Here is a 23,268-nt window from a genome sequence, read left to right on the forward strand (position 1 = left end):
CCACGTTCTACGAACGTGGACGTTCACTTCACGCCAGCTTGAACAGGCGGGCTGCGTTGCTGTGGAAGAACTTCTCCAGCACCTCGTCCGGCAAGCCCAGGCGCTGGGCATCTTCGATGCTCTGGCGGATCGGGCGGAAGGTGTAGGAGGAGCCGAACAGCAACTGGTCGGCGAGAAAGCCGTTGGCAGCCTGCACATAGGCCTCGCTACCGGGCAGGAACAGGTACATGTCCGGCACCAGGTGGATATTCTCGTAGCGGAAGGCGACACCGATGGCTTGCTGCACGTTGGGCCAGTAGCCGTGATAGGCAACGATCTGAAGAGCGGGGAAGGCACGGGCCACGGCCGCCAGACGGCCAGGGTCGTTGAAGGCCGGGTCCGGCGTGGTCGGGCCGCTCATCAGGAACAGCGGGATTCCGCGTTGCTGCAGATATTCGTAGATCGGCCAGTACAGCGGATCGTCGGGGTGGCGCGCCGGTTCGCCGAAGCCCGGCTCCAGATCGATACCGGCCAGGCCGAGCTGGTCGACTGCGCGGTCGATTTCCTTGAGGGCTGCCTCCACACCTTGCAGCACCGGCTCCACCGAACCGATACCGATCAGCTGGTCATGGCCGTGCACGATGCCGTGGATGCTGTCGTTGGGCAGGTGCTGGCCCGGGGTATGGCGGCCGACCACCACGGCCTTGTGCAGGCCGGCTTCGCGCACTTCGGCGAGGAAGCCTTCCTGGGTCAGTGAGCGCTCGAAGTGGTTGTCCGCGCCGCGGGTGCCGACGCGGCGGTTGAGCCAGCGCGCGGTGGCGTGCTCGGGCGAGCCCGGCACAGCGCCGAAGAACGGATGCAGGAAGGCCGGCCGGCAGCGCAGGTCGATGATCTTCATGCGGCGTTCTCCTTGCCGGCGCGCACGTCGAAGGCGCCGCCGGTGAACGCACCGTCCACGGTGACCTTGCCCTTGCCGGGCAGCAGCGGGAACACCAGCTCGGCGAAGCGGTAGGCTTCCTCCAGGTGCGGGTAGCCGGACAACACGAAACTGTCGACGCCCAGCTCGGCGTATTCCAGCAGGCGCGCGGCCACCGTCTCGGGATCGCCCACCAGGGCGGTGCCGGCACCGCCGCGCACCAGGCCGACGCCGGCCCAGAGGTTGGGTGCCACTTCCAGCTTGTTGCGATCGCCGCCGTGCAGCGCGGCCATGCGCCGCTGGCCCACCGAATCCATCTTCGCGTAGTTGGCCTGGGCGGCGGCGATGGTGGCGTCGTCGAGATGGCTGATCAGTTCGTCGGCGGCGGCCCAGGCGGCATCAGCGGTCTCGCGCACGATCACGTGCAGGCGCACGCCGAAGCGCACTGTGCGGCCGTGCCTGGCGGCGCGCTCGCGTACGTCGGCGATTTTCTCGGCCACCGCAGCCGGCGGCTCGCCCCAGGTCAGGTAGGCGTCCACGTGCCTGGCTGCCAGCTCGTGGGCGGCCGGCGACGAGCCACCGAAGTACAGCGGCGGATAGGGCGCCTGCACCGGCGGGAAGAAGTTCTGCGCGCCCGCGACCTTGAGGTGCTTGCCTTCGAAGTCCACTGTCTCGCCCTGCAGCAGGCGGCGCCAGATGGTGAGGAATTCGTCGGAGGCCTCGTAGCGCTCATCGTGGGCGAGGAATACGCCATCGGCGGCCAACTCAGTGGCGTCGCCGCCGGGCACCACATTGAGCAGCAGGCGGCCACCGCTGGCCTGGTCCAGGCTGGCGGCCTGGCGCGCCGAGGCGGTGGGGTTGCCAAGGGAGGTGCGCAGGGCCACCAGCAGCTTGATTCGCTGGGTGACCGGCACCAGGCTGGCGGCAGTGACCCAGGGGTCCAGGCAGCTGGCGCCGGTGGGGATCAGCAGGCCGTCGTAGCCCAGCTGGTCGGCAGCCACGGCGATCTGCCGCATGTAGGCGTTGGTCGCCGGGCGGCCACTGGCCGAGTGACCCAGGTAGCGGGTGTCACCGGAGGTCGGCAGGAACCAGAAGATATCCAGACTCATGATGTTGTCCTCGTTGCCATCGTCGATAAGTGGGGGGCGCACGCATGGCATTGGTTTTTCTTGGTGTTCATATGGACAGGTTGATGACCCGACTGCCCTGCAGGCTCGCGACCTGGCGGCGCTTGTTCACCACCAGTTCACCGATGCGGATCAGGTGTGCACGGGTGATGTTGCGCGACAGGCCGAGCAGGTTGGCCGTGTGCACCTGGTTGTAGTGGCAGAAGCGGTAGGCCGCGCGCAGCAGGCTGTCCTCGACCTTCTCGTGCAGGTCACCACTCTGTTCCTCGAACAGGCGCTGGAAGGCACGCTGCAGCAGCTCGTCGGCGCTCTCGGTACGCGGCCGGCCGTCCTCCTCGCGCTCGATGCGCAGGTTGGACAGGTGCAGGTCTTCGGCGCGGATCAGCTTGTCGCTACAGACCAGCAGGGTGTGGTGGACGACGTTTTCCAGTTCGCGAATGTTGCCCGGCCAGTCGTAGCTGGCCAGGCGCCGGCACGCCTCGTCGCTGAGCGTCACCTCGGCGTATCCGAGGCGGCGGCTGTATTCGGCGATGAAGTGACGGGCCAGCGGCAGGATGTCGCCGGGCCGCTCGCGTAGCGGGTGGAGCTGCAGGCTGACCACGTTGAGGCGGTAGTACAGGTCCTCGCGGAAGTGTCCGGCGTTGATGGCCTTTTCCAGATGTACGTTGGTGGCCGCCAGCACCCGCACGTCGATGGGGATGCTCTTGCGTGAACCCAGGCGCACCACTTCCCGTTCCTGCAGCACCCGCAGCAACTTGACCTGGATGGGCATGGGCAGGTCGCCGATCTCATCGAGGAACAAGGTGCCGCCGTTGGCCGCTTCGAACCAGCCGGCCTTGGCCGCCAGCGCGCCGGTGAAGGCGCCTTTCTCATGGCCGAACAGCTCGGCCTCCACCAGCGACTCCGAGAAGGCGCCGCAGTTGATCGCCACGAAGGGGCCGTTGCGGCGCTTGCTGAGGTTATGGATATGGCGCGCGACCAGCTCCTTGCCCGTACCCGTCTCGCCGACGATCAGGACGCTGGCCTCGCTGGGGGCGACCTGTTGCAGGTGGGCGAGCAGCGCCTGCGATCTGGGGTCTTCGAAGACCTGGGCGGTCGCCCTGATCGAGGTAGCCAGTGTCGGCGACGGAGGGAGGGTCAGCAGTTGCATGGGTATGCCTCACGAATAGAAGGACGGAGTGGGGCGCGTACCGTTCAACGCCCACTCACCCAGTTCATGGATGCGGTAGTCCACCGGGTCGTGCAGGGTCTGGGTGCGCAGGTTGCGCCAGAAGCGGTCGAAGCGCAGGGAGGCATGGGTAGCCCGCGCGCCGGTGACTTCGAACAGACGGTTGCAGATATCCAGTCCGTGGCGGGTGGCGGCCACCTTGGCGGTGCCGATGGCCAGGGCCAGCTGCGCACGCTCCTCAAAGCCGAGTGCGTGTTCCTTGCTCCAGGCTTCGTCGAGCTGCGTAGCGGCACGTTCGATCAGCAGGCGCACGCTCTCCAGGCCGACCCAGAACTCGCCGTAGTGGCGCAGCACGTAAGGGTCCTCGCTGCTATGGCGGGCATTGGAGCGGAACCAGGGGCGGCTTTCCTTGAGGCTGTACTGGCGTGCCTCCTCGAAGGCGCCTTCGGCTATGCCGAGGAACAGGTTGGCGAAATGCAGCTGGGCGATCAGCGGGCGCAGGCAGGCGAAAGGCGTGCTCAGCGGGCCCGGGTCCAGCAGCAGCTCGGCGTGCTCGACGCGCACCCGCTCGAAGGTGGCGCTGCCGCTGTCGGTCTGCCGCTGGCCGATGTTGTTCCAGTCGTCGTGCAGGCTGATGCCGGTGCGTCCGCTGGGAATGGCGGCGATCAGCAGTTTGCCGCCGGCGCTTTCGTCCACGGCGGAGGCGATCAGCATTTCCGAGTCGCTGGCGCCGGAGCAGAAGCTCTTCTTGCCGGAGAACTCGTACCAGCCGTCGAACTTCTTCACCACTGTGCGGGTGTCGAGCGGATTCAGGGCGTTGCCCCAGAACCAGTTCTTGCGCGCGGTCTGTTCGGACCAGGGTTGCCACTGCTCGGGGCGGGAGAACAGGCGCACGGTTGCCAGCATCAGGTGCTGGAAGCCGAAGACGTGGGCAATGGAGCTGTCGACGCGGGCGAATTCGCGCACCACTTCGAAGGTCTCGCTCCAGCTGGCGCCGATGCCGCCGTACTGGGTGGGGATCGCCAGGGCCAGCAGGCCGCTGGCGCGCAGCGCATCGCGCTCGGCCTTGGGCGTGCCGCCGCGGACGTCGCGTTCCACGGCGCTCTCGGCGAACTGTTCGGCCAGCCGCTTGGCCGTCTGCAGCGGTTTGAGGAGGGTGGGTTGCTGATGCAGGCTCATGGCAGGCGACCCGTCAGGCGATTTTGCGCAGCACGGCGCGCTCGTGATTGCCACGCAGCACCGCGGCAGCACGTTCGGCGGCCAGGCGGATGCGCGCCTGTAGCGGCTCGCTGGCGACCCGGTAGTCCTGGAAGTCGGACTCGGATGCATAGACGCCGATGGGCAGGGTGAGCGACTGGAAGAAGCTGAACAGTGGGCGCAGCTGGTGATCGATGACCAGCGCGTGGCGCTCGCTGCCACCGGTGGCGGCCAGCAGCACGGGGGTGTCGATCAGCGCGTGCTGGTCGATCAGGTCGAACAGATGCTTGAACTGGCCCGGGTAGGAGCCGCGGTAGACCGGAGCTGCGACGATCAGCAGGTCGGCATTCTCGATGGCCGCCAGCTGCTCCTCCACATCGGCGGTCAGCTCCTTGCGGGAAAGGGCGCCACCCACCGACCGGGCGATATCGCCCAGCTCGATCAGGCGGCTGTCGAACTGAATATGTTGGCCGAGGGCATCGACTATCGCCTCAGTCAGGACCAGGGTGCGTGACGGGCGATAGGCTCCGCCCGAAACGGCGACGACGTTGAAGGAGGTGCTCATGGTGGGTGTTCCTTTGGCAGATGGGCTCCAAGTGCCATGGCAATTTCCGTTCCATCAATAAAAGTCATATAAATCAATAAGTTGTGATTTATTGAGGTGCTGATTGAGTGTTGCTGGAGAAGCGGACTGTTGAACAAGTGTTGCTACGCCAACAGTTCCTTCACTGTTGGTGTGGCAACAGCTGATGTGGCAACAGCACGTTCGCCGGCAATGCGGCCAGGCTGTGGTGAAGCAGTCAGGACAAAAGCGCAGAGGCTCCGCCCAGCGCAGTGGCCGGGGGGCGGAGGAGAGTTCTGCCCGATCGGTCCGATGCCGGAATAATTCCGTAGCCGGGATGAAATCCGAGGAAAGTCCCAGCGCCGCTTTCGGATTTCAATGGGCTACGATTTGCCTGTGGGGGCGATTTCAATCGCGAATGAATTCGCTCGCACCGGGCGAGGAGGCTTTCGTAGGTTGGGCCGGGCGGCATTCCGCAGGCACGAAAAAGGCTCCCGAGGGAGCCTTTTTCGTGCCTGCATTACATGTTGGGGTAGTTCGGGCCGCCGGTGCCTTCCGGGGCCACCCAGGTGATGTTCTGGGCCGGGTCCTTGATGTCGCAGGTCTTGCAGTGCACGCAGTTCTGGGCGTTGATCTGGAAGCGCTTGGCGCCATCTTCCTGGGTCACCACCTCATACACGCCAGCCGGGCAGTAGCGCTGCGCCGGTTCGTCGTACAGCGGCAGGTTTTTCGCGATCGGGATGCTCGCGTCGGCCAGCTTCAGGTGGCAGGGCTGTTCCTCTTCATGGTTGGTGTTGGAGAGGAATACCGAGCTGAGCTTGTCGAAGCTGAGCTTGCCGTCCGGCTTCGGATACTCGATGCGCCTGGACTCTGCGGCGGGCTTCAGGCAGGCGTAGTCGGGCTTGTTGTCGTGCAGGGTGACCGGGATCTTGCCACCGAACCAGTTCTGGTCGATGTAGTTGAACGCACCGCCCACCAGGGCGCCGAACTTGTGGATGGCCGCGCCGAAGTTGCGGCTGCGGAACAGCTCGTCGTACAGCCAGCTGGACTTGAAGGCGTCGACGTAGCCGGTCAGCTCATCACCGCCTTCCTTGCCGGCGGCCAGGGCGGCGGCCACGGCTTCGGCGGCCAGCATGCCGGACTTCATGGCGGTGTGGCTGCCCTTGATCTTGGCGAAGTTCAGGGTGCCCAGGTCGCAGCCGATCAGCGCGCCGCCGGGGAAGACCATCTTCGGCAGCGAGTTCAGGCCACCCTTGCAGATGGCGCGGGCGCCGTAGGCGACGCGCTTGCCGCCTTCCAGGTACTGCTTGATCACCGGGTGGTGCTTGTAGCGCTGGAATTCGTCGAAGGGCGACAGGAAGGGGTTGCTGTAGGACAGGTCGACGATCAGGCCGACGACCACCTGGTTGTTTTCCAGGTGATAGAGGAAGGAGCCGCCCGGGTTCTCGTCGCTCAGCGGCCAGCCGGCGGTGTGGACCACCAGGCCGGGCTGGTGCTTGGCCGGGTCGACGTCCCAGATTTCCTTGATGCCGATGCCGTAGTGCTGGGCGTCGGCATCGGCGTCGAGCTTGTACTTCTTGATCAGCTGCTTGCCGATGTGGCCACGGCAGCCTTCGGCGAACAGGGTGTACTTGGCGCGCAGTTCCATGCCGGGGGTGTAGTAACCCTCTTTCGGGTTGCCTTCACGGTCCACGCCGAGGTCGCCGGTGATGATGCCGCGGACGACACCGTTCTCGTCGATCAGCGCTTCCTGGGCGGCGAAGCCCGGGTAGATCTCCACGCCCAGGCCTTCGGCCTGCTGGGCCAGCCAGCGGCAGAGATTGCCCAGGGAGATGATATAGTTGCCCTCGTTGTGCATGGTCTTGGGCACGAACAGACCGGGAACCTTGATTGCGGCGTCGGCATCCTTGAGCATATAGATGTCGTCGCGGGTTACCGGAGTGTTCAACGGGGCGCCCAGTTCTTTCCAGTCGGGGAAGAGTTCGTTCAGGGCCCGCGGTTCGAATACGGCGCCGGAGAGAATGTGGGCGCCCACTTCGGAACCCTTCTCGACCACGCATACGCTGATCTCCTGACCAGCTTGCGCGGCCTTCTGCTTCAGTCGGCACGCGGCGGACAGGCCAGCAGGGCCAGCGCCGACGATGACGACGTCGAATTCCATAAATTCACGGGGCATCAGACTTCCTCTGAGCGTTGGGGCCGGCTGTGCGGCGGATATCGATAACCTTGTCGGCCAGCAGTGTTGCCACCTGATCTTCCGGCATCTGCAACCAGTCGCTCAGGACTTCGGCTGTATGTTGGCCTAGTCGTGGAGGGGGGAGTTGGTAGTCGGCAGGTGTCTCTGAGAGCCTGGCCGGAAAGGCGAGGGTAGGGATGGATTCATCATCCTCGCGGAAGAATGTATGGACCACTCCGCGAGCCTTGGCGAATGGATCATCGAATGCTTGATCGATGCTGTTGAGAGGGCCTGCAGGTACCTTGGCCCGATTCAGTGCCTCTATCAGCTTTTCTCTCTGCCAGGTGCCGATCAGATTTTGTAACAGCGGCTCCAGGCTATCGCGATGGCGGACCCGGTCAGCGTTGCGTTGGTATCGTGGATCGGTGGCCAGGTCGGCTCGGCCAAGGACCTGACAAAGGACGCTGAATTGATTGTCGTTGCCCACCGCTACCACTAATGGGCCATCCAGGGCATCGAAGGTTCGATAGGGCACCACGGTAGGGTGAGCATTGCCCAGGCGTTGCGGGACGATGCCACCAACCAGCCAGCTCATGGCCTGATTGGCAAGCATGGCCATCTGGGTGTTGAGCAGGGAACAGTCGATATGTTGTCCGCTGCCGCTTTTCTCGACATGACGCAGTGCCAACAGTATGGCGATGGTTGCGTAGAGCCCGGTGGAAAGGTCGGTGATGGCCACTCCAACCTTGGTGGGCTGTCCTTGAGGTTCTCCCGTGATGCTCATTAGCCCGCCCATGGCCTGGGCGACGAAGTCGTACCCGCCTCGTTGTGCATACGGGCCATCCTGGCCAAAGCCGGTAATCGAGCAATACACCAGGCGTGGGTTGAGCTGCTTCAGGGTGGCGTAGTCCAGTCCGGAGCGCTCCAGTGTGCCTACCCGGAAGTTTTCCACCAATACATCAGCCTTAGAGGCCAGGCAGCGGATCAGATCAGCTCCGGCAGGAGTGGTTATATCCACGGCAATGGAGCGTTTGCTGCGGTTGCAGCCCAAGTAGTAGGCGCTCGTTTTCCCGCCTTCGGAAGCGTCTGCGTCCGGCAGGAACGGAGGGCCCCACGCGCGGGTGTCGTCGCCGTTCCCCGGTACTTCCACCTTGATCACGTCAGCTCCGAAGTCCCCAAGGATCTGTGTACACCACGGCCCTGCCAGCACGCGGGACAGGTCAAGCACACGTATGCCTTCAAGAGGGCGTCGGCGGAGTTCGGTTGGGTTCATGGGGTCTCCCGAAGCTTTGAAAAGCTTGCGGAATGATTCAATAAGTGAAATAAAATTTCAACAGTTGAAGTATTTGGATTCGCTCAAAGCGGAACCGGTGGTCGGCTGTGGCTCCAGCAGGTGTTGCACTCGGTCTCAAATCGTCCGAATATTTTTGTGAAATGACATTTCATTTAATGAAATTTGAAGCAGCCAAACGCATTCCGATTCCTGGCAGAACAAGAGAGGACGTGGCATGCCCATCGATGCCGAAAAGCTACTCAGCTACTCAATCCCGCCGGTGAGGCAGGTGCTTACCCGTCGTGAAAGCGCGTTATATGCGCTGTCGGTAGGGCTGGGGCAGGACCCCACAGACGAGCGGCAGCTGAGTTACGTGGATTACTCCCGAGATCTACGGGCCTTGCCCTCCATGGCCGTCGTGCTGACCCATCCCGGTTTCTGGTTGTCCGATCCACGCTCTGGCGTCGATGCCACCAAGGTGGTGCATGGGGAACAGGAGATGACCTTGCATGAGCCGCTTCCGGTCGAGGGCGAGTTGATCGGCACCACGTCGATCGTCGGCCTGGTGGACAAGGGAGAAGGCCAGGGCGCCCTGCTGTACACGCGCAAAGAGGTGGTGGAGGCGGAAACTGGGAAGTTGATCGCCACGACGCTGAATACGACGTTCGTCAGGGGCGGAGGTGGTTTTGGAGGATCGTCCGAGCCCTTCAAGCCCGGCACTCCACGGCCGGAAGGTGAGCCGCACTTCGTAGTGGATTTGCCTTCTCGTCCAGAGCAGGCCCTGTACTACCGAATGAACGGTGACGATAACCCGCTGCACGCCGATCCCTCTGTCGCGCGCAAAGCCGGCTTCGAGCGTCCCATCCTGCACGGGTTGTGCACCTTCGGTGTGGTTTGCCACGCGCTGGTCAGAACATTGGCCGATTACGACGGCGCACGACTACGTGGCATGTCTCTGCGTTTTTCCTCACCAGTATTTCCGGGAGAAACCATTCGCAGCGAAATCTGGCGTAACGGCTCCTTCCAGGCTCGGGTGGTTGAGCGAGATGTCCTGGTGGTGAGCCATGGGATAGCAGACTTCAAGCCGCCCAAGTGACGGTTTTTCAAGAGTGTTCCGTACAGTGGAATAAAGGTCGGGTATCGAGAATCAGCCGTAGTGGCTGCGTGTATCTGTTTTTAAAACTCTCATGTCGAGAGCAGCGTAAAAGCAAGATTCCGCAGGATGGAACGGTTGTATTGGGCAAATTGACGCTGAAATCAGCCCGGCAATTAAATGCAACTACACAAAAACAAGAGGCTAAGACCATGTCCGCAATCAAGAAGCTCTCACTGCTCATTGCTCTGTCCGTCGGTTCGGCCGTGTCTGTGCATGGATATGCCGCTGACACCATCAAACTGGGAATGTCATTGCCGCTGTCCGGTGCGGGAGCGAACTGGGGTATTGGCGCCAACTGGCTATGCCAGAACGCTGCAAAAGATATCGCTGCGCAAGGTGGCGTGAAGGTGGCGGGCAAGGAATACAACTTCGAGTGCGTTGCTTACGACAACAAGTACAACGCGGCCGATGGTGCGAAGGTTGCCCAGACCCTGCTCAACAAGGATAAGGTCAAGTTTGTTGCAGGCAGTCTGGGGACTGCGCCAGTACGAGCTCTGCAGTCGCTGTCAGAGCGACGTGGTGTGCTGATCTTCACCACCGCCTGGGGGGCGAGCATCAAAGGGCCAAAGTATCCGCTGACATTCACTCAGATGAGCACGCCCAACGAAATTGCCTATCCACTGGTGAAGTTCGTCCAGGAGCGTCATCCACAGATCAAGACGGTAGCCCTGCTTAACCCCAACGATGCCACCGGCCAGGAAACCGAGGCGATCGCTCGCAAGGCCTGGGAGTCTCTGGGTGTCGAAGTGATTTCCAGCGACTGGTATGAGCGCGGCACTGCTGAGTTCCAGCCCATTGCCGCCAAGATGTCCGCGCTCAATCCCGATGTCGTTGACCTGTGCTCCAGCACGCCGGCCGACAGCGGCCACGTGTTCAAGGCGCTGAAATCGCTGGGCTGGAATGGCATCCAGGTCATTGAGGTCGGTACTGGCGCCGATGGTCTGATCGCCACGGGTGGGGATGCAGTGGATGGAACCTACATGGGCGCAGCAGTGACGCTGGATGCCGATAACGCGACGCCTCTTCAGTTACGCCTGGATGAGGGGGTGCGTGCCCTCACGGGCGAATCCATCAATGCGGTACAGATTGGTTTCTACGACTCGGTCAAGGCACTTGCTGCCGCCATTGAGCATGCCCAAAGCCTTGAGCCGAAAGTAGTCGCCCAGTCCCTGCCAAAAATTACCTTCGATTCCTTCTATGGCACTTCCGCCTTTGGTGGTCAGCAAACCTATGGTTCGCCCCAGCAGATCCTGGTGCCGGTGGTGGTGACTCAACTGCAGCAGGGCCGACTGGTGGAAGTTGCCCGTCTGCAGCCAGCCGAACTTGGCGAGCGCCTCCAATAAGGGGCGCTGCAACGCGAGAGAGCAATCATGGATAACCTGATTCAGCTTTTATTGATGACGCTGCAGATCGGATCGGTCTACATCCTCTTTGCCTTGGGACTGACCATCATTTTCGGTGTACTGAAGATCGTCAACTTTGCCCATGGGCAGTTCTTCACACTATCAGCCTTGTTGGTGGCGGTGATCATTCCCTGGCTGACCGGTCACGGCTATTCGCTGTTCAGTGCCTACTTGATCGGCCTTTTGGTTGGGGTAAGCGTGGCCACTCTGCTGGGTGTAGTGGTGTATCAGGCAGGCTTTCGCAGGTTCCAGCGCGACATGGTCGGCTCCTTTATTTTGTCAGCAGGGCTGGTGCTGCTGTTCGAAGGGATCTACCTGGAAATCTTCGGTGGCTCGGTGCGCTCTGTCCCTCCACTGGTGGAAGGCACGGTCAGCATATTGGGTGCTGGAGTCAGCTCACAGCGTCTGCTGATTTGTCTGATCGCAGTGCTCCTTACTGTCGGACTGGCCTGGATCCTTGCCAGGACTCGCTTTGGTAATGCCCTGCGGGCGGTATCCATCGACCATGAGGCAGCCATGTTGCAAGGCATTCCCTATCGCTCCATCGCTTTTCATGGATTTGTCTTCGCCACCATGATCGGGGCCATCGCGGGCGCATTGATCGCTCCGGTTTCCTCTGTGTCCCCCGTCTTTGGCGACAGCTTCCTGGTCAAGGGGTTCATCGCCGTGGTTATCGGCGGCCTGGGTAGCGTTCCGGGCGCGATCATCGGCAGTCTGCTGATTGCTGCGATTGAGGCCTTTGGCGGCTTCTATCTCGATCCTTCAAGCGCGAGCCTGGCGATTTTCGTCCTGGTGATGCTCATGCTTCTTGTCCGTCCGAATGGGGTGCTGGGTCGTGGCTAATCAAAAGTTTTTCCTTTGCTGTGCGGGACTGATGGTGCTGGCGGTGCTTGGTCAGTTCCTTGGTGGTGGCTATGGCGCGAAGCTGATGATCTGGATCTCTATCGCTGCACTGGTTGCCTCCAGCCTCCGCTTCGTCATGTTGATTGGCGAGCTGAACTTCGCCACTGCTGCCTTCTATGGCATCGGTGCCTATACCGCGGGGCTGGTTACCACTCAATTCGAGTGGCCATTCCTGATTGCGTTTCTAGCAGGTGGCGTGGTCGCGGCGCTGGTAAGCCTGATGTTCGGGTTTATCACTCTTCGCACCAAGGGGCCGTACTTCCTGCTGATTGGCTTCGCTTTCACCGAGGTGATGCGAATCATCTACACCAAGTCGGATTTGCTGGGCGGCAGTTCGGGGATGGTTGGCATCTTTGCCCCTGAGATGCTCGACGCGTACCTGACCCCATTCGTGATCCTGGTCAGTGGTCTGCTCATCGGGGGGCTGTACCTGGTCGAGGTCTCCAACCTCGGGAAAATATTCACTGCTATCAAAGACAACGAGAACGTAGTTCGCTCGGTAGGTATCCGCGCGCACTTGAGCAAGGTGGTGTGCTTCGTTATCGCCTCCTTTGCCGTAGGTATCGCGGGTTCTCTCCATGCCTACACCAACAATGTGATCAGTCCCGGCGACTTCGGCTTTCTGCTTTCCACCTTTGCCCTGGCTTATCTGAAAGTCGGTGGCGAAGAGCATCCGGCAGGCCCGGTCCTCGGGGCATCGCTTCTGATTCTGCTCAATGCCCTCGTGCTGGATGCGGGGCTCGACGAGCACATTTTCTATGGCGCTGCGATCGTTCTGGCCATGCTCCTGCTTCCCAAGGGGGTGGTCGGCCTGTTGGGCAGGGCTGCGCAGCGTTGCGGAACAATAACAACAAGGCAGTCGTGCGGAGGGCTTAAAGATGACGGCTTATAACGCTTCCATCCTCTCCACGCGAGAGATCAGCCGCGCATTCGGCGGCGTGAAGGCTGTTTCCAATCTCAGTTTCGATATTCGTCCAGGTGAGGTGCTGGGTCTGATCGGTCCGAACGGGGCAGGAAAAAGCACGACCTTCAACCTGATCAGCGGCTTCTACAAACCCACCAGTGGGGGCCTGTATATCGATGGTACTGAGGTTACCGGCAGTTCGCCTGAACGCATCAGTCGCCTTGGCGTTTCCCGCACCTTCCAGCACGGCAGCATCCTGCCGAGCATGACAGTGCTGGACAACATCCTGATCGGTGCCATCGGTGCACTGCCACTGTTGGCTACGCAGAAACAGCGTCAGCGGGCGATGGAAAGCGCCGAGGTGCTTGGGCTGTCGAATCGTCTGAATGACGTGACGGGCGCTTTGCCTCATGGCATCCAGCGGTTGGTCAGCATTGCCATCGCTTTCGCCACCCGCCCGCGTCTCTTGTGTCTGGATGAGCCACTGACAGGCCTTAACCAGACTGAGGTAGAGGCCACGCTGGATGTCTTTCGACGGATCCGCAAGGAATTCGGCAGCTCCATTCTGCTTGTGGAACACAACATGAAGGCGGTTATGCAGATCTGCGATCGCATCGTGGTCCTGCACCACGGGCAGATGCTTGCAACAGGAACTCCAGAAGAGATCCGAGCCGATCCGAAGGTTATTGCCGCTTATCTTGGAGGTCAGCAATGAGTACCGGCGAATACGTATTGCAGGTTGAGGGGCTCACTGCTTCCTACGGCAAGGTGCCGGTTCTGCGTGGTGTGAACATGGGCGTTGCACGCGGCCAGGTGGTAACCCTGATCGGAGCCAATGGGGCTGGCAAGTCGACACTCATGAAATGTATCAGCGGCCTGCTGAAGAGCAGTGGCGGCAGCATTCGCCTGCATGGCGAGCTGGCGACGAATCAACAACCGGATGCATTGGTACGCAGGGGCTTGAGCCTGGTGCCGGAAGGACGCCGTTTGTTTGGCGCCATGACGGTCATCGAGAACCTGATGCTGGGTGCCTATTGCCGCAAGAACCGAGTACAGATCGAGGCGGATCTGGAGCAGTGTCTGGAGTTCCTGCCGGATTTGCGTTCGCGGCTATCCGCCCAGGCCTGTTCGCTCAGTGGCGGACAACAGCAGATGGTGGCTGTGGGGCGGGCGCTTATGAGCAAGCCAAAACTGTTACTGCTGGACGAACCGACTATCGGCCTGGCACCGGCTGTTGTCGAACAAATCGCCCAGGTGATCGGAAAGATTCGTGACACCGGTGTGGATGTGCTGCTGGTAGAGCAGAACGCAGAGACTGCCCTACGTATTGCGGACTACGCCTATGTCGTGGAGGGCGGGTCAATCGTTGCCGAAGGACCAGCCGCTGAACTGGCCCAGAACGAAGATGTTCAGCGGGCCTACATGGGCATGTGAGCAGCCTTCAGGGTTGTCCTTGCTTCTGAAATCGATCTGGATACGGAAAACGAAATGAAGAACAGCTCTCTCTCCACGTGGCAGCCCAGCGCTGCGGACATCGCCTCCGCCTGCGTGACTGAATTGATGCAGCGCATGGGGACGGATGACTATGACGAGTTTTATGCCCGCTCCATCCGAGAGCCAGAGCGTTACTGGCGAATGGTCATGGAGTACTGCGACATAGCCTGGGAGAAACCCTTCGAAAGCTATCTCGATGAAACTCGGGGGAAGGAATTCCCGACCTGGTTCCCTGGCGGACGGCTGAACTGGGTTCAGAGCATTCTGGCCAAGGCAGATGATCTTCGGCTGGCAGAGACTGTTGCCGTAGTGGCAGAGCGCGAGACAGGAAAGGCAAGCCAGGCCAGTTATCGTGAGCTGGCGGCTCAGGTCAGGGCATTCGCCGCAGGTCTGCAAGCCCAGGGCCTGCAACGGGGAGACCGTATAGGTCTGCTGATGTCCAACGGTCTGGAAGCTACGGTCTCGATGCTGGCCATCGCCTATATGGGCGCTATCGCGGTACCGCTATTCAGTGGTTTTGGCATCGACGCGATCAAGGCGCGCCTGTCGTCCTGCTCGGCCAGAGCGCTGATTGCCAGCGCGGGTTTCCATCGCCGTGGCAAGTGGGTCGATATCCAGGGCCTGGTCGAGGCCAGCCGCAGCCAGTTGCCGACACTTGAGCAGATCATCGTCCACCATCCTGAAGGTGCGGACGTATCCGGGATTGCCTGGGGCGAGGTACTGAATGCCGGACTGGGCAAGGAGCAGAGCCCCGCCAGCATGGCTGCCAGTGATCCGTTCATGATCGTTTACACATCGGGAACGACTGGCAAACCGAAAGGTACTGTCCATGTCCATGGCGGATTCGCCCTCAAGATCGCTCATGACTCCGCAGTGCACTTCAATGTACGTCAGGGTGATGTGTTCTGTTGGCCCGCGGATATGGGCTGGATTGCAGGAACCCTGGTTCTCTGTTCTGCATTGATGCGAGGTGCCACCCTGGTTTGCTATGACGGTGCTCCCGACTTTCCCAGTTGGTCGCGCATGGGCAGGCTGATCGAGCGCTACCGTGTTACGCACTTCGGTTCTGCCCCGACACTTATCCGCGGCTTGGCTGCCCATGAAGGTGAGGCGTGCGACGCGGACCTTTCCTCGCTGAGACTGCTGATAACTGCAGGGGAGGGCATTGATCCCGAACACTTCACCTGGTTTCAGAAGCATTTCGGAGCTGGCCGTTGCCCGTTGATCAACTACACCGGCGGCACCGAGGTATCCGGTGCGTTGTTGTCGAGTGTAGTGATCCGGACGATCAGTCCGGCCGGTTTCAATACTGCCTCCCCAGGTGTGGAAGTCTGTGTGGTGGATGCCGAAGGCAAGGATGTGGATGGCGTTCCGGGAGAATTGGCAATCCGTCGCCCCTTCGTTGGCATGACCCAGTCCTTCTGGCAGGACGACGAGCGTTACCTGGAATCCTACTGGAACACCATTCCTGGTTTGTGGGTGCATGGCGATCTGGTCATGCGTGAATCCGGTAGCTACTACATGCTCGGCCGTTCCGACGACACCATCAAACTGGCAGGCAAGCGCGTGGGCCCGGCAGAGATCGAGGAGGTGCTGCTCGAGCTGGCGGAGATCAGCGAAGCCGCTGCGGTGGGCGTAAATGACGCCAGCAAAGGCCAGAAGCTGGTGGTTTTTCTCATCGCCCCCGGTATTGGGGAGGATCAGGAGTCTTTGCGCAAACGCATAAAGACTCATGTCGAGGCACGCATGGGCAAGCCGTTTGTGCCGGCAGCCGTCTACTTCGTAGATCAATTGCCGAAAACCCGCAGCTCAAAGGTCATGCGCAGAGTCATCAGGAATATCTGCAATGGGCTGCCGATGGGCGATACCTCGTCGCTGGACAACCCTGCAGCTCTGGAAGAGATCAAACAGGTGCTGAAAGGCTGACACATTCAGGAGGCGGTTATGGATCTGGGTCTGAACAACAAGAAGGTACTGATAACCGGTGCCTCCCAAGGTATCGGCGAGGCTCTGGCTGTCGCCTTCGCCAGAGAGGGGTGCAACCTGCTATTGGTTGCGCGCAACGAGAGTCGCCTGGTCAGTCTTGCTTCTTCCCTGAGCGAACGATTCAGCGTTCTGGTTGAAGTCCTCCCCATCGATCTGGCGAGTGCTGGCGCTATTGCCAGGGTCGCAGAGTTTGGTCGCGAGGCGGACATCCTGGTCAATAACGCCGGGAGCATACCGGGAGGAACACTCTGGGAAGTGGACGAAGAGCGCTGGCGCCAGGGGTGGGAGTTGAAAGTGTTCGGATACATCAATCTCACCCGTCTGGTCTACGACACCATGCGCAGACGTGGTGGCGGGGTAATCCTCAACAACATAGGCAGCGGTGGTGAGATGTTCGACTACGACTACATAGCCGGCACCACCGGCAACGCTGCCTTGATGGCCTTCACCCGTGCGCTTGGTGGCCGCAGCCTGAATGAAGGCATACGTGTGGTCGGGGTGAATCCTGGACCGGTGGATACTGACCGAATCCGCAAGGTGTTCAAAACACAGACTTCCGGATCCAGCGATCCGGAGGCGGATTATGCGGAAAAGCTCAAGCGCTATCCCCTTGGTCGCGTGGCGACGGTGGAAGAAGTGGCTGACTTATTCGTATTCCTGGCTTCCGCCAGGTCGTCCTACACCAGCGGTACCGTCGTCACTCTCGATGGCGGGCTGGTGTCCGATCGCTCCCTCAGTGCTGCTCGCTGAGCAATCCTCAAAAGGAGTACAGCGATGAGTGAACCTATTTCCTATTCCGGCTACCAGCGACTGACCTTTGATCGCCCTGTACCGCGTGTATTGCGAATCACAATAGATCGGCAGGAGCGGCTCAATGCTCTCGACTCTACCGGTCATGCCGAGATTGCTCGCGTATGGCGCGATGTTGAAGCGGATGAATCCGTCAGCGCCGTCATTCTCCGTGGCGCTGGCAAAGGTTTTTCTGCAGGCGGTGACTTCGAGATGGTCGAGTCAATGATTGACTCGTTCGAGTACCGCTACCGTGTATGGCGAGAGTCCAAGGACCTGGTCTACAACATCATCAACTGCAACAAGCCCATTGTTTCCGCGATTCATGGACCGGCCGTGGGTGCTGGCCTGGTAGCCGCGCTGTTGGCCGATATCTCCATCGCAGCGAAGAGTGCCAGGTTGGTTGATGGCCACACTCGTCTGGGCGTGGCCGCTGGCGATCACGCAGCGATTCTCTGGCCGTTGCTGTGTGGCATGGCCAAGGCCAAATACCACCTGATGCTCTGCGAACCCATGAGTGGCGAACAGGCCGAGCGGCTCGGCCTGGTGTCGCTGTGCGTGGAAGATGACGAGTTGCAAGACAAGGCGGTGGAGATTGCCACGCGACTGGCCAATGGTGCGCAGACGGCTATCCGTTGGACCAAGTATGCGCTGAACAACTGGCTGCGCCAGGCCGGCCCGATCTTCGATGCTTCCCTGGCCCTGGAGATGCTGGGGTTTGCCGGCGATGAGGTTAAGGAGGGGTTGAGTTCGCATCGCGACAAGCGCCCGCCCATTTTCCCGGATCACTCCGAGGTATAAGGGGGCATCCATGGCCAAGGCAGAAACCGTGCCGTCCGAGCTGCGACGCAGTGATGGCCCCAGCCACCAGGTCGACTCGAACACTCGCGGCAAGATTGTCATGCCGCTGGTGAGAGCATTGGACGTGCTGTCCGCCTTCACGCCCCATGACGGTTGGCTGGGCAACAAGGAGATCGCAGAGCGAACCGGTTTGCCAGCTTCTACTGTCAGCCGTTTTCTGCGCTCGCTGGTTGCGCTTGGTTATGTGGGTTATTGCGCTAAACGGCACCTGTACTGCCTGGCCGCACCTGTGCTGTCGCTCGGCTATGCGGCCACTGCCCATTCCGATGTCCAGAGGCTGGTGAGGGCGGAGCTGCTGAAGTTCGCCAGCAGCAACAATGTCACCGTTCTTCTGGCGATGCGTGATCGGCTTGACCTGGTTGCGCTGGAAAGCTGCACCGGAACGGGCAGTTTTCGCCGCAGCGGGTTCAACGTGGGGACCCGCATAAGCATTGCCTCCAACCACATGGGGCACACCCTGCTGGCTTCTCTGCCGGCCCTGGAGCGTGCCTACCTGCTGGACAACATCGCGCGGCGTATGCCGGATGACTGGAGCGGGGTGGAGTCCTGTCTGTCGGAGGCTTCGCGTCAGCTACGCACGGTGGGGTTCTGCTACTCGTTGAGCAAGCTGGAGCAGGACCTTGGCGTCATTTCGGTACCTATGCCCCTGGCTGAGCGTGGCCTTTTTGTACTGGCCTGCCTCGGTTCCCTGGGCAACATGAGCAAGGCCAGGATTCTGCGCGAGCTAGGGCCGCAGCTGGTGGCGCTGGCTGACCACTTCAAGCAGGTGCTGGAGGGCTTCAGCACGAATCACTGGAGGCTGGAACATGTCAGTTGATGTCGATGCTGGCGATTCCTTGCTGACCGTCAACCGCGGGCTGCAGGTTCTGCGTGCTTTCCGTAACGAGCGTACGCCTTTGAGCAATGCGGAGATTGTGGCGCGTACCGGACTTCCCAAATCGACCGTGTCTCGCTTGACAAGCACCTTGCTGGCCTCGGGTTTTCTGCGGCATGCGCCAGGGGGACGGCAGTTTGAGTTGGGATTGGGGTCCCTGGGGATTGGCCATGCATTTCTCGAGACGAGCCCGTTAGTGCGGCTGGCCCTGCCTTTCATGCAGGACTTGGCTGATGAGCTGAACGTGTCTGTGGCCCTGGCGATCAGGAACGGCTTCGAGATGCTCTACGTCGCGTACTGCTCCAGCCGGAATATCACCACTTTGCGTCTTGGTGTTGGTGCGATGTTGCCGATGGTGTCCACGGCCATCGGTAGGGCCTACATGTGGGGCCTTTCGGATGAGGACCGGGAGGTGCTGTTTGGAGAGTTGGAAGAGCACTTCGGAGGGGCCTTCGAAGCGCTGCAGAAGAAAATCTCGGAGAGCTTCTCTGAACTGGACGCGATGGGCACCTGCCTGGTGAAGAGCGGATATCAACGCGACACCTACGGAATAGCCGTGCCGATCCGGGTGGGCGTCCAGAGAACCGTGGTGGGCCTGAACTGCGGAGCTGCGGTTGTCGGCGCTGACTTTGCCCAGGTTCGTTCAGTCATTGGTGGGCGGCTCATGCGGGCTGCGCCGGAGCTGGAGCGACTGCTTCAGGATCTGGATCACCCCATCTAGTTCAAAACTTAAACCGAGCACATGAGTGAGTGGATATGGAGAAAGTTCTCGAAGGTATACGGGTGATCGATTTCGGGCGTTACATCGCGGGACCTTTCTGCGGGGCGTTGCTGGCGGATCTTGGTGCGGATGTGATCCGGGTAGATCGCGTTGGAGGTAGTGAGGATCGCTTCGTCATGCCGGTAACAGAACACGGCGATGGTGCGGTATTTCTCCAGTCCAACCGCAACAAGCGTTCAATCACCCTTGATCTGGGGAGTGATGAAGGCAGGCAGATTGTCCGCTGCCTGGTGGAATCGGCAGATATCGTGATTGCCAACATGCCGACGGCAACATTGGTCAATCTGGGGTTGGACTACGAGTCGCTGAAGAAGATCAAGCCGGACATCATTCTGGTGGCGCCGTCGGCCTTTGGTGACAGCGAACTACTGCGCGACAGGATCGGTTTCGATGGAGTTGGCCAGGCCATGAGCGGCGGTGTCTATCTCTCCGGTTATCCGGAGCAACCGATCAAGTCAATGGTTCCTGTTGTGGATTTCTCGACAGCCCTGGCCTGTGCGCTGGGTGCTGTTGCGGCACTTTACGAACGTAGTCGGAGCGGGCAGGGGCAGAAGGTTGAGGCTTCTCTCTTGCAAACAGCACTCAACTTTTCCAGTGGCTATCTGATTGAGGATCGAATGCTCAATCTGGGTCGTAAGGCCAGCGGCAATCGCAGCCAGAGTTATGGGCCATCGGACATTTTCCGGACAAAGGATGGCTGGATCATTGTGCAGGTAATTGGCCCATCCATGTTCAAACGCTGGGCGAACCTGGTCGGTCATCCCGAGCTCCTGGATGACTCGCGTTTTGCCGACGATGAGCTGCGTGGAAAGAATGGGGAAATCTTGTCTGAGCTGATGGGCAAGTGGTGTGCCGAGCGTAGTCGAGACCAGGCTCTGGAAGAGCTGTCTGCCGCCAAAATTCCTTCAGGACCGGTTTACTCACCAACCGAAGTGAATGCTGATCAGGCAATTGCAGAAAGTGGAGCGTTCGTCTGGCTGGAAAGTGGCCCTCTGGTCGACGTGCCTTATGTTGCGGCTCCATTCAAACTTTCCCGAACACCTCTGGAAATAAGGCGGCATGCACCATATACCGGGGAACATACAGAAGAGGTTTTGTTTGAGGTTGGCTTCAATGCTGAGCAAATAAAGGAGTTTCGTCAGAATAATATAATCTGATTCAGTGCCCTGATTCCCTAAGCGCCGTTTAATAGCATTGTCCTCATTCTTGTTCTTGCTGATGAGAGTTCATCGGCGGGGGCAGTTAGTCCAAAAATAATAAAGAGAGGTTGGCGGTATGTGTAAAAACAAGTTTGTCGGCAGGGTTCTGGTTTCCGTTGCTGGGGCTGTGGCTGCAGTTAATGCCAATGCTGATTACATAAGTGACAGCAAGATGAGCCTGGCTCTTAGAAACCTCTATTACAATGGCGACTACCGAAAGGGGGATGACCTGCCTTCTAAAACGGAGGAGTGGGCTCAAGGGTTCAGGCTGGACTATCAGTCCGGCTTTACTGAGGGTGCCGTTGGCTTTGGTCTGGATGCGGTTGGTTTGCTGGGGGTAAGGCTCGACGGGGGGAAGGGCAGGCATTTGCGCAGTACGATGATCCCCGATGACGGAGATTCTTCCGCACATGAATGGAGCCGTTTGGGGCTAACCGCCAAACTGAAAGCTTCAAATACCGAACTGCGACTTGGAACTCTGTTTCCCAATGTTCCGGTACTGGTCTATAACGACGGGCGCCTGCTGCCACAGACATTTCAGGGTGGGATGATCACCTCAAAGGAGATAGAGAATCTGACCCTGACCGCAGGCCAGCTTGAGAGTGTCACGGGGAGGGGGTCGACCGATCGCACCGGTTTTGCCGTGCGGGGCGGCCGTGAGGAAAGCAACAAATTCTACTTTGCTGGTGGCGACTACAAGGTTGGCAAGGACCTGACGCTGCAATATTACCAGGCTTCCATGGAGGACTATTACCGTCAGCACTTTGTCGGGCTGGTCCATACATTCGACCTGGGGAATCAGCAGAGCTTGAAAACAGACTTGCGTTACTTCAGGACCAGTTCCCAGGGAGCGAATGCTTCGGGGAAACCAGGCTACCAGGTCAGTGGTTACACGAGTGGCGGTGACGGGGAGATCGATAACAATACCTGGAGCGCTACGTTCATCTACTCCCTGCAAGGGCACAGTTTCCTGCTGGGATATCAGAAAGTATCTGATGGCAGCCCTTTTGTGCAGCCTAACCAAGGCTCTCTGGATGGAGGTGTTGGTGCTGGTGGCATGAACGTTTATCTGTACACCAATCGCTTGATCTCGGTCTTCACCGAGGCTGGCGAAACTACCCGTTATGCACAATACGCCTATGACTTCGCGGCCGCGGGGATACCCGGCCTGAATGCTTCATTGATATATCTTAATGGCAAGGATGCCAAGAATGCTGCGGGCGAAAAAGTTCGCGAGTGGGAGCGTGACTTGAGCATCAGCTATGTACTGCAGGATGGCCCGCTCAAAGGGCTGGGGATAACTTGGCTGAATGGTTCAGCGCGTGGTGGTGTAGTCAGGGATGAAGACCAGAACCGACTGATCTTCAACTATACCTTGCCGATCTTCTGACCTGCCTCGGCCGGAGCCAGAAAAAACATATGCAGTACTGAGGCGAATGCCGCCACTTTCAATAATGAAGTGGCGGCATTTCTTCATACTTGGCCAGGTGTTGCGGAGTTCGACTTAATCTGTTTCGAAAGAAGGAGCGAAGGCGAGTCTTGCCGCTCTTGGGGCCGAGGTGAGATTTATAACGCTATCGGTGGCGTTTCGACTCCGCCAGGTTGTAAGCGATTTCCGCGGCCGCTTCCTGAAGTGGGGCAAGCAGGTTTTCCCGGGCTGAATCAAGATCGACGGCGCTTTTGAGCATCATGATATTCATGGTCGCGTACAGCTTGCCTTCGTGCATTACCGGAACGCCGATGGCCCATACGTTTCCAGCAAACACGTTGCTGCTGTATGCATCACTCATTACCGCAAAGCCATCCTGGCGAACCTTCTCGAGCAGTTCTTCCAGTTTTGCGGGCTGATGCGCGAGCTGATTCCATTCTTCTGGCGTGGCCGCTAGTCGCTGGATGATTGCTTCACGTTCTTCCCGTTCACAGAAGGCGAGGTACGCAATACCAATGGAAGTGACCAGCATTGGTGAGCGGAACCCAGGCTGACGATTGAAGGAGAGAGGGCCGCTGCCCCGCGAAGTCTGGACCACCACCATCGCGTCGTAATCGAAAAGAGCGATGTCTGAGGGCCAGCCAATGGCATTTCTGAAACGTGCCAGGGTTGGCTCGGCGATGTTCGCAACCCAACGTGACTTGTCATAGCCCTGGCTCAGCAACAGCGTCCGCGCGGTGACGGAGTAAACGGCGCGTTCAGGGTCCTTGGATACATAACCTTCGTGGTGCAAGGTTTCCAGCATGCGAACGATTGTTGCCTTGTCCAGGCCGGTCTGCCTGTGGATGGAGGCGACAGTAGCTTGTTTTTCCTCGTTGACCACTCGCAGCACCTTGAGTGCGCGTGCGACCGCTTCGACTGGCTTGAATGAGGGCTTGGAAATGCTGTTCACGTTAAGTCCTGAGTCGGGGGTACGTTTCGGTTTATACCGCCCTGCGTGCTGAGTCCTGAAGCACGGATCTTAGCATTGAATGCTCCGCGCCCCATCCAGGCGGGGCGATAAAGCTGTCGGCCAGAGCGTTGGGGGCCAA

Annotated in this window: 21 protein-coding genes; 13 read left to right on the forward strand and 8 right to left on the reverse strand. The window is 59.9% G+C overall.

Annotated elements, in window-relative coordinates; translation table 11 throughout:
• Positions 1–28 precede the first annotated feature (28 nt).
• The 7 genes from NJF35_RS19175 to NJF35_RS19205 all read right to left on the reverse strand — a co-directional run bounded on the left by NJF35_RS19175 (position 29) and on the right by NJF35_RS19205 (position 8,398).
• Complete coding sequence (locus NJF35_RS19175; protein WP_253080675.1) at positions 29–877, reverse strand: amidohydrolase family protein; 849 nt, start codon at positions 875–877, stop codon at positions 29–31.
• Positions 874–2,004: an FMNH2-dependent alkanesulfonate monooxygenase gene (ssuD, locus tag NJF35_RS19180; RefSeq protein ID WP_253080676.1), complete on the reverse strand. Its 1,131-nt coding sequence runs from the start codon at positions 2,002–2,004 to the stop codon at positions 874–876. Before ssuD ends, NJF35_RS19175 begins: the two co-directional genes overlap by 4 nt.
• A 67-nt stretch (positions 2,005–2,071) precedes the next feature.
• Complete coding sequence (locus NJF35_RS19185; protein ID WP_253080677.1) at positions 2,072–3,172, reverse strand: sigma-54 interaction domain-containing protein; 1,101 nt, start codon at positions 3,170–3,172, stop codon at positions 2,072–2,074.
• 9 nt (positions 3,173–3,181) lie between these two features.
• Positions 3,182–4,369 carry an acyl-CoA dehydrogenase family protein gene (locus tag NJF35_RS19190; RefSeq protein WP_253080678.1) on the reverse strand — a complete coding sequence of 396 codons (1,188 nt, stop codon included), beginning with the start codon at positions 4,367–4,369 and terminating at the stop codon, positions 3,182–3,184.
• Positions 4,370–4,382: 13 nt separating this feature from the next.
• On the reverse strand, positions 4,383–4,952 hold the full coding sequence (gene msuE, locus NJF35_RS19195) for an FMN reductase (protein ID WP_253080679.1): 570 nt from the start codon (positions 4,950–4,952) through the stop codon (positions 4,383–4,385).
• 517 nt (positions 4,953–5,469) lie between these two features.
• On the reverse strand, positions 5,470–7,125 hold the full coding sequence (locus NJF35_RS19200; protein ID WP_253080680.1) for an electron transfer flavoprotein-ubiquinone oxidoreductase: 1,656 nt from the start codon (positions 7,123–7,125) through the stop codon (positions 5,470–5,472).
• The gene (locus tag NJF35_RS19205) at positions 7,115–8,398 is read right to left on the reverse strand and encodes a CaiB/BaiF CoA transferase family protein (RefSeq protein WP_253080681.1); all 1,284 of its coding nucleotides are present in this window, start codon (positions 8,396–8,398) and stop codon (positions 7,115–7,117) included. The genes NJF35_RS19200 and NJF35_RS19205 overlap by 11 nt, the downstream gene beginning before the upstream one ends.
• Before the next feature lie 235 nt (positions 8,399–8,633).
• Between NJF35_RS19205 and NJF35_RS19210 the strand changes: the two genes are divergently transcribed.
• From NJF35_RS19210 to NJF35_RS19270, 13 genes are all read left to right on the forward strand, one after another.
• Positions 8,634–9,494: a MaoC/PaaZ C-terminal domain-containing protein gene (locus tag NJF35_RS19210; RefSeq protein WP_253080682.1), complete on the forward strand. Its 861-nt coding sequence runs from the start codon at positions 8,634–8,636 to the stop codon at positions 9,492–9,494.
• Between the two features lie 209 nt (positions 9,495–9,703).
• On the forward strand, positions 9,704–10,897 hold the full coding sequence (locus tag NJF35_RS19215) for an ABC transporter substrate-binding protein (protein ID WP_253080683.1): 1,194 nt from the start codon (positions 9,704–9,706) through the stop codon (positions 10,895–10,897).
• 27 nt (positions 10,898–10,924) lie between these two features.
• A complete protein-coding gene (locus NJF35_RS19220; RefSeq protein WP_253080684.1) occupies positions 10,925–11,800 on the forward strand; it encodes a branched-chain amino acid ABC transporter permease in 876 nt (291 codons plus the stop codon).
• On the forward strand, positions 11,793–12,752 hold the full coding sequence (locus NJF35_RS19225; RefSeq protein WP_253080685.1) for a branched-chain amino acid ABC transporter permease: 960 nt from the start codon (positions 11,793–11,795) through the stop codon (positions 12,750–12,752). The genes NJF35_RS19220 and NJF35_RS19225 overlap by 8 nt, the downstream gene beginning before the upstream one ends.
• Positions 12,739–13,479, forward strand: a complete 741-nt coding sequence (locus NJF35_RS19230; RefSeq protein ID WP_253080686.1) for an ABC transporter ATP-binding protein — start codon at positions 12,739–12,741, stop codon at positions 13,477–13,479. Before NJF35_RS19225 ends, NJF35_RS19230 begins: the two co-directional genes overlap by 14 nt.
• Complete coding sequence (locus tag NJF35_RS19235; RefSeq protein WP_253080687.1) at positions 13,476–14,198, forward strand: ABC transporter ATP-binding protein; 723 nt, start codon at positions 13,476–13,478, stop codon at positions 14,196–14,198. The genes NJF35_RS19230 and NJF35_RS19235 overlap by 4 nt, the downstream gene beginning before the upstream one ends.
• Before the next feature lie 54 nt (positions 14,199–14,252).
• Positions 14,253–16,184 (forward strand): AMP-binding protein, encoded by a 1,932-nt coding sequence (locus NJF35_RS19240; RefSeq protein WP_253080688.1) that lies wholly within the window; start codon positions 14,253–14,255, stop codon positions 16,182–16,184.
• Between the two features lie 18 nt (positions 16,185–16,202).
• Positions 16,203–16,994 carry an SDR family oxidoreductase gene (locus tag NJF35_RS19245; protein WP_253080689.1) on the forward strand — a complete coding sequence of 264 codons (792 nt, stop codon included), beginning with the start codon at positions 16,203–16,205 and terminating at the stop codon, positions 16,992–16,994.
• 24 nt (positions 16,995–17,018) lie between these two features.
• Complete coding sequence (locus NJF35_RS19250) at positions 17,019–17,834, forward strand: enoyl-CoA hydratase/isomerase family protein (protein ID WP_253080690.1); 816 nt, start codon at positions 17,019–17,021, stop codon at positions 17,832–17,834.
• Between the two features lie 10 nt (positions 17,835–17,844).
• Complete coding sequence (locus tag NJF35_RS19255) at positions 17,845–18,711, forward strand: IclR family transcriptional regulator (RefSeq protein WP_253080691.1); 867 nt, start codon at positions 17,845–17,847, stop codon at positions 18,709–18,711.
• A complete protein-coding gene (locus NJF35_RS19260) occupies positions 18,701–19,489 on the forward strand; it encodes an IclR family transcriptional regulator (protein ID WP_253080692.1) in 789 nt (262 codons plus the stop codon). The genes NJF35_RS19255 and NJF35_RS19260 overlap by 11 nt, the downstream gene beginning before the upstream one ends.
• Before the next feature lie 35 nt (positions 19,490–19,524).
• Complete coding sequence (locus tag NJF35_RS19265; RefSeq protein ID WP_253080693.1) at positions 19,525–20,706, forward strand: CaiB/BaiF CoA transferase family protein; 1,182 nt, start codon at positions 19,525–19,527, stop codon at positions 20,704–20,706.
• A 118-nt stretch (positions 20,707–20,824) separates the two neighbouring features.
• Entirely contained in the window at positions 20,825–22,138 is a 1,314-nt protein-coding gene (locus NJF35_RS19270) for an OprD family porin (RefSeq protein ID WP_253080694.1), read from the forward strand.
• Between the two features lie 184 nt (positions 22,139–22,322).
• Here the strand turns inward: NJF35_RS19270 and NJF35_RS24740 are convergent, their stop codons facing one another.
• Positions 22,323–23,129, reverse strand: coding sequence for a helix-turn-helix domain-containing protein (locus NJF35_RS24740; RefSeq protein ID WP_253080695.1), 807 nt, complete (start codon positions 23,127–23,129; stop codon positions 22,323–22,325).
• Between the last annotated feature and the right edge of the window lie 139 nt (positions 23,130–23,268).

Origin of the sequence: Pseudomonas guariconensis (genome assembly GCF_024127895.1) — a bacterium.
Classification (GTDB): Bacteria; Pseudomonadota; Gammaproteobacteria; order Pseudomonadales; family Pseudomonadaceae; genus Aquipseudomonas; species Aquipseudomonas guariconensis_B.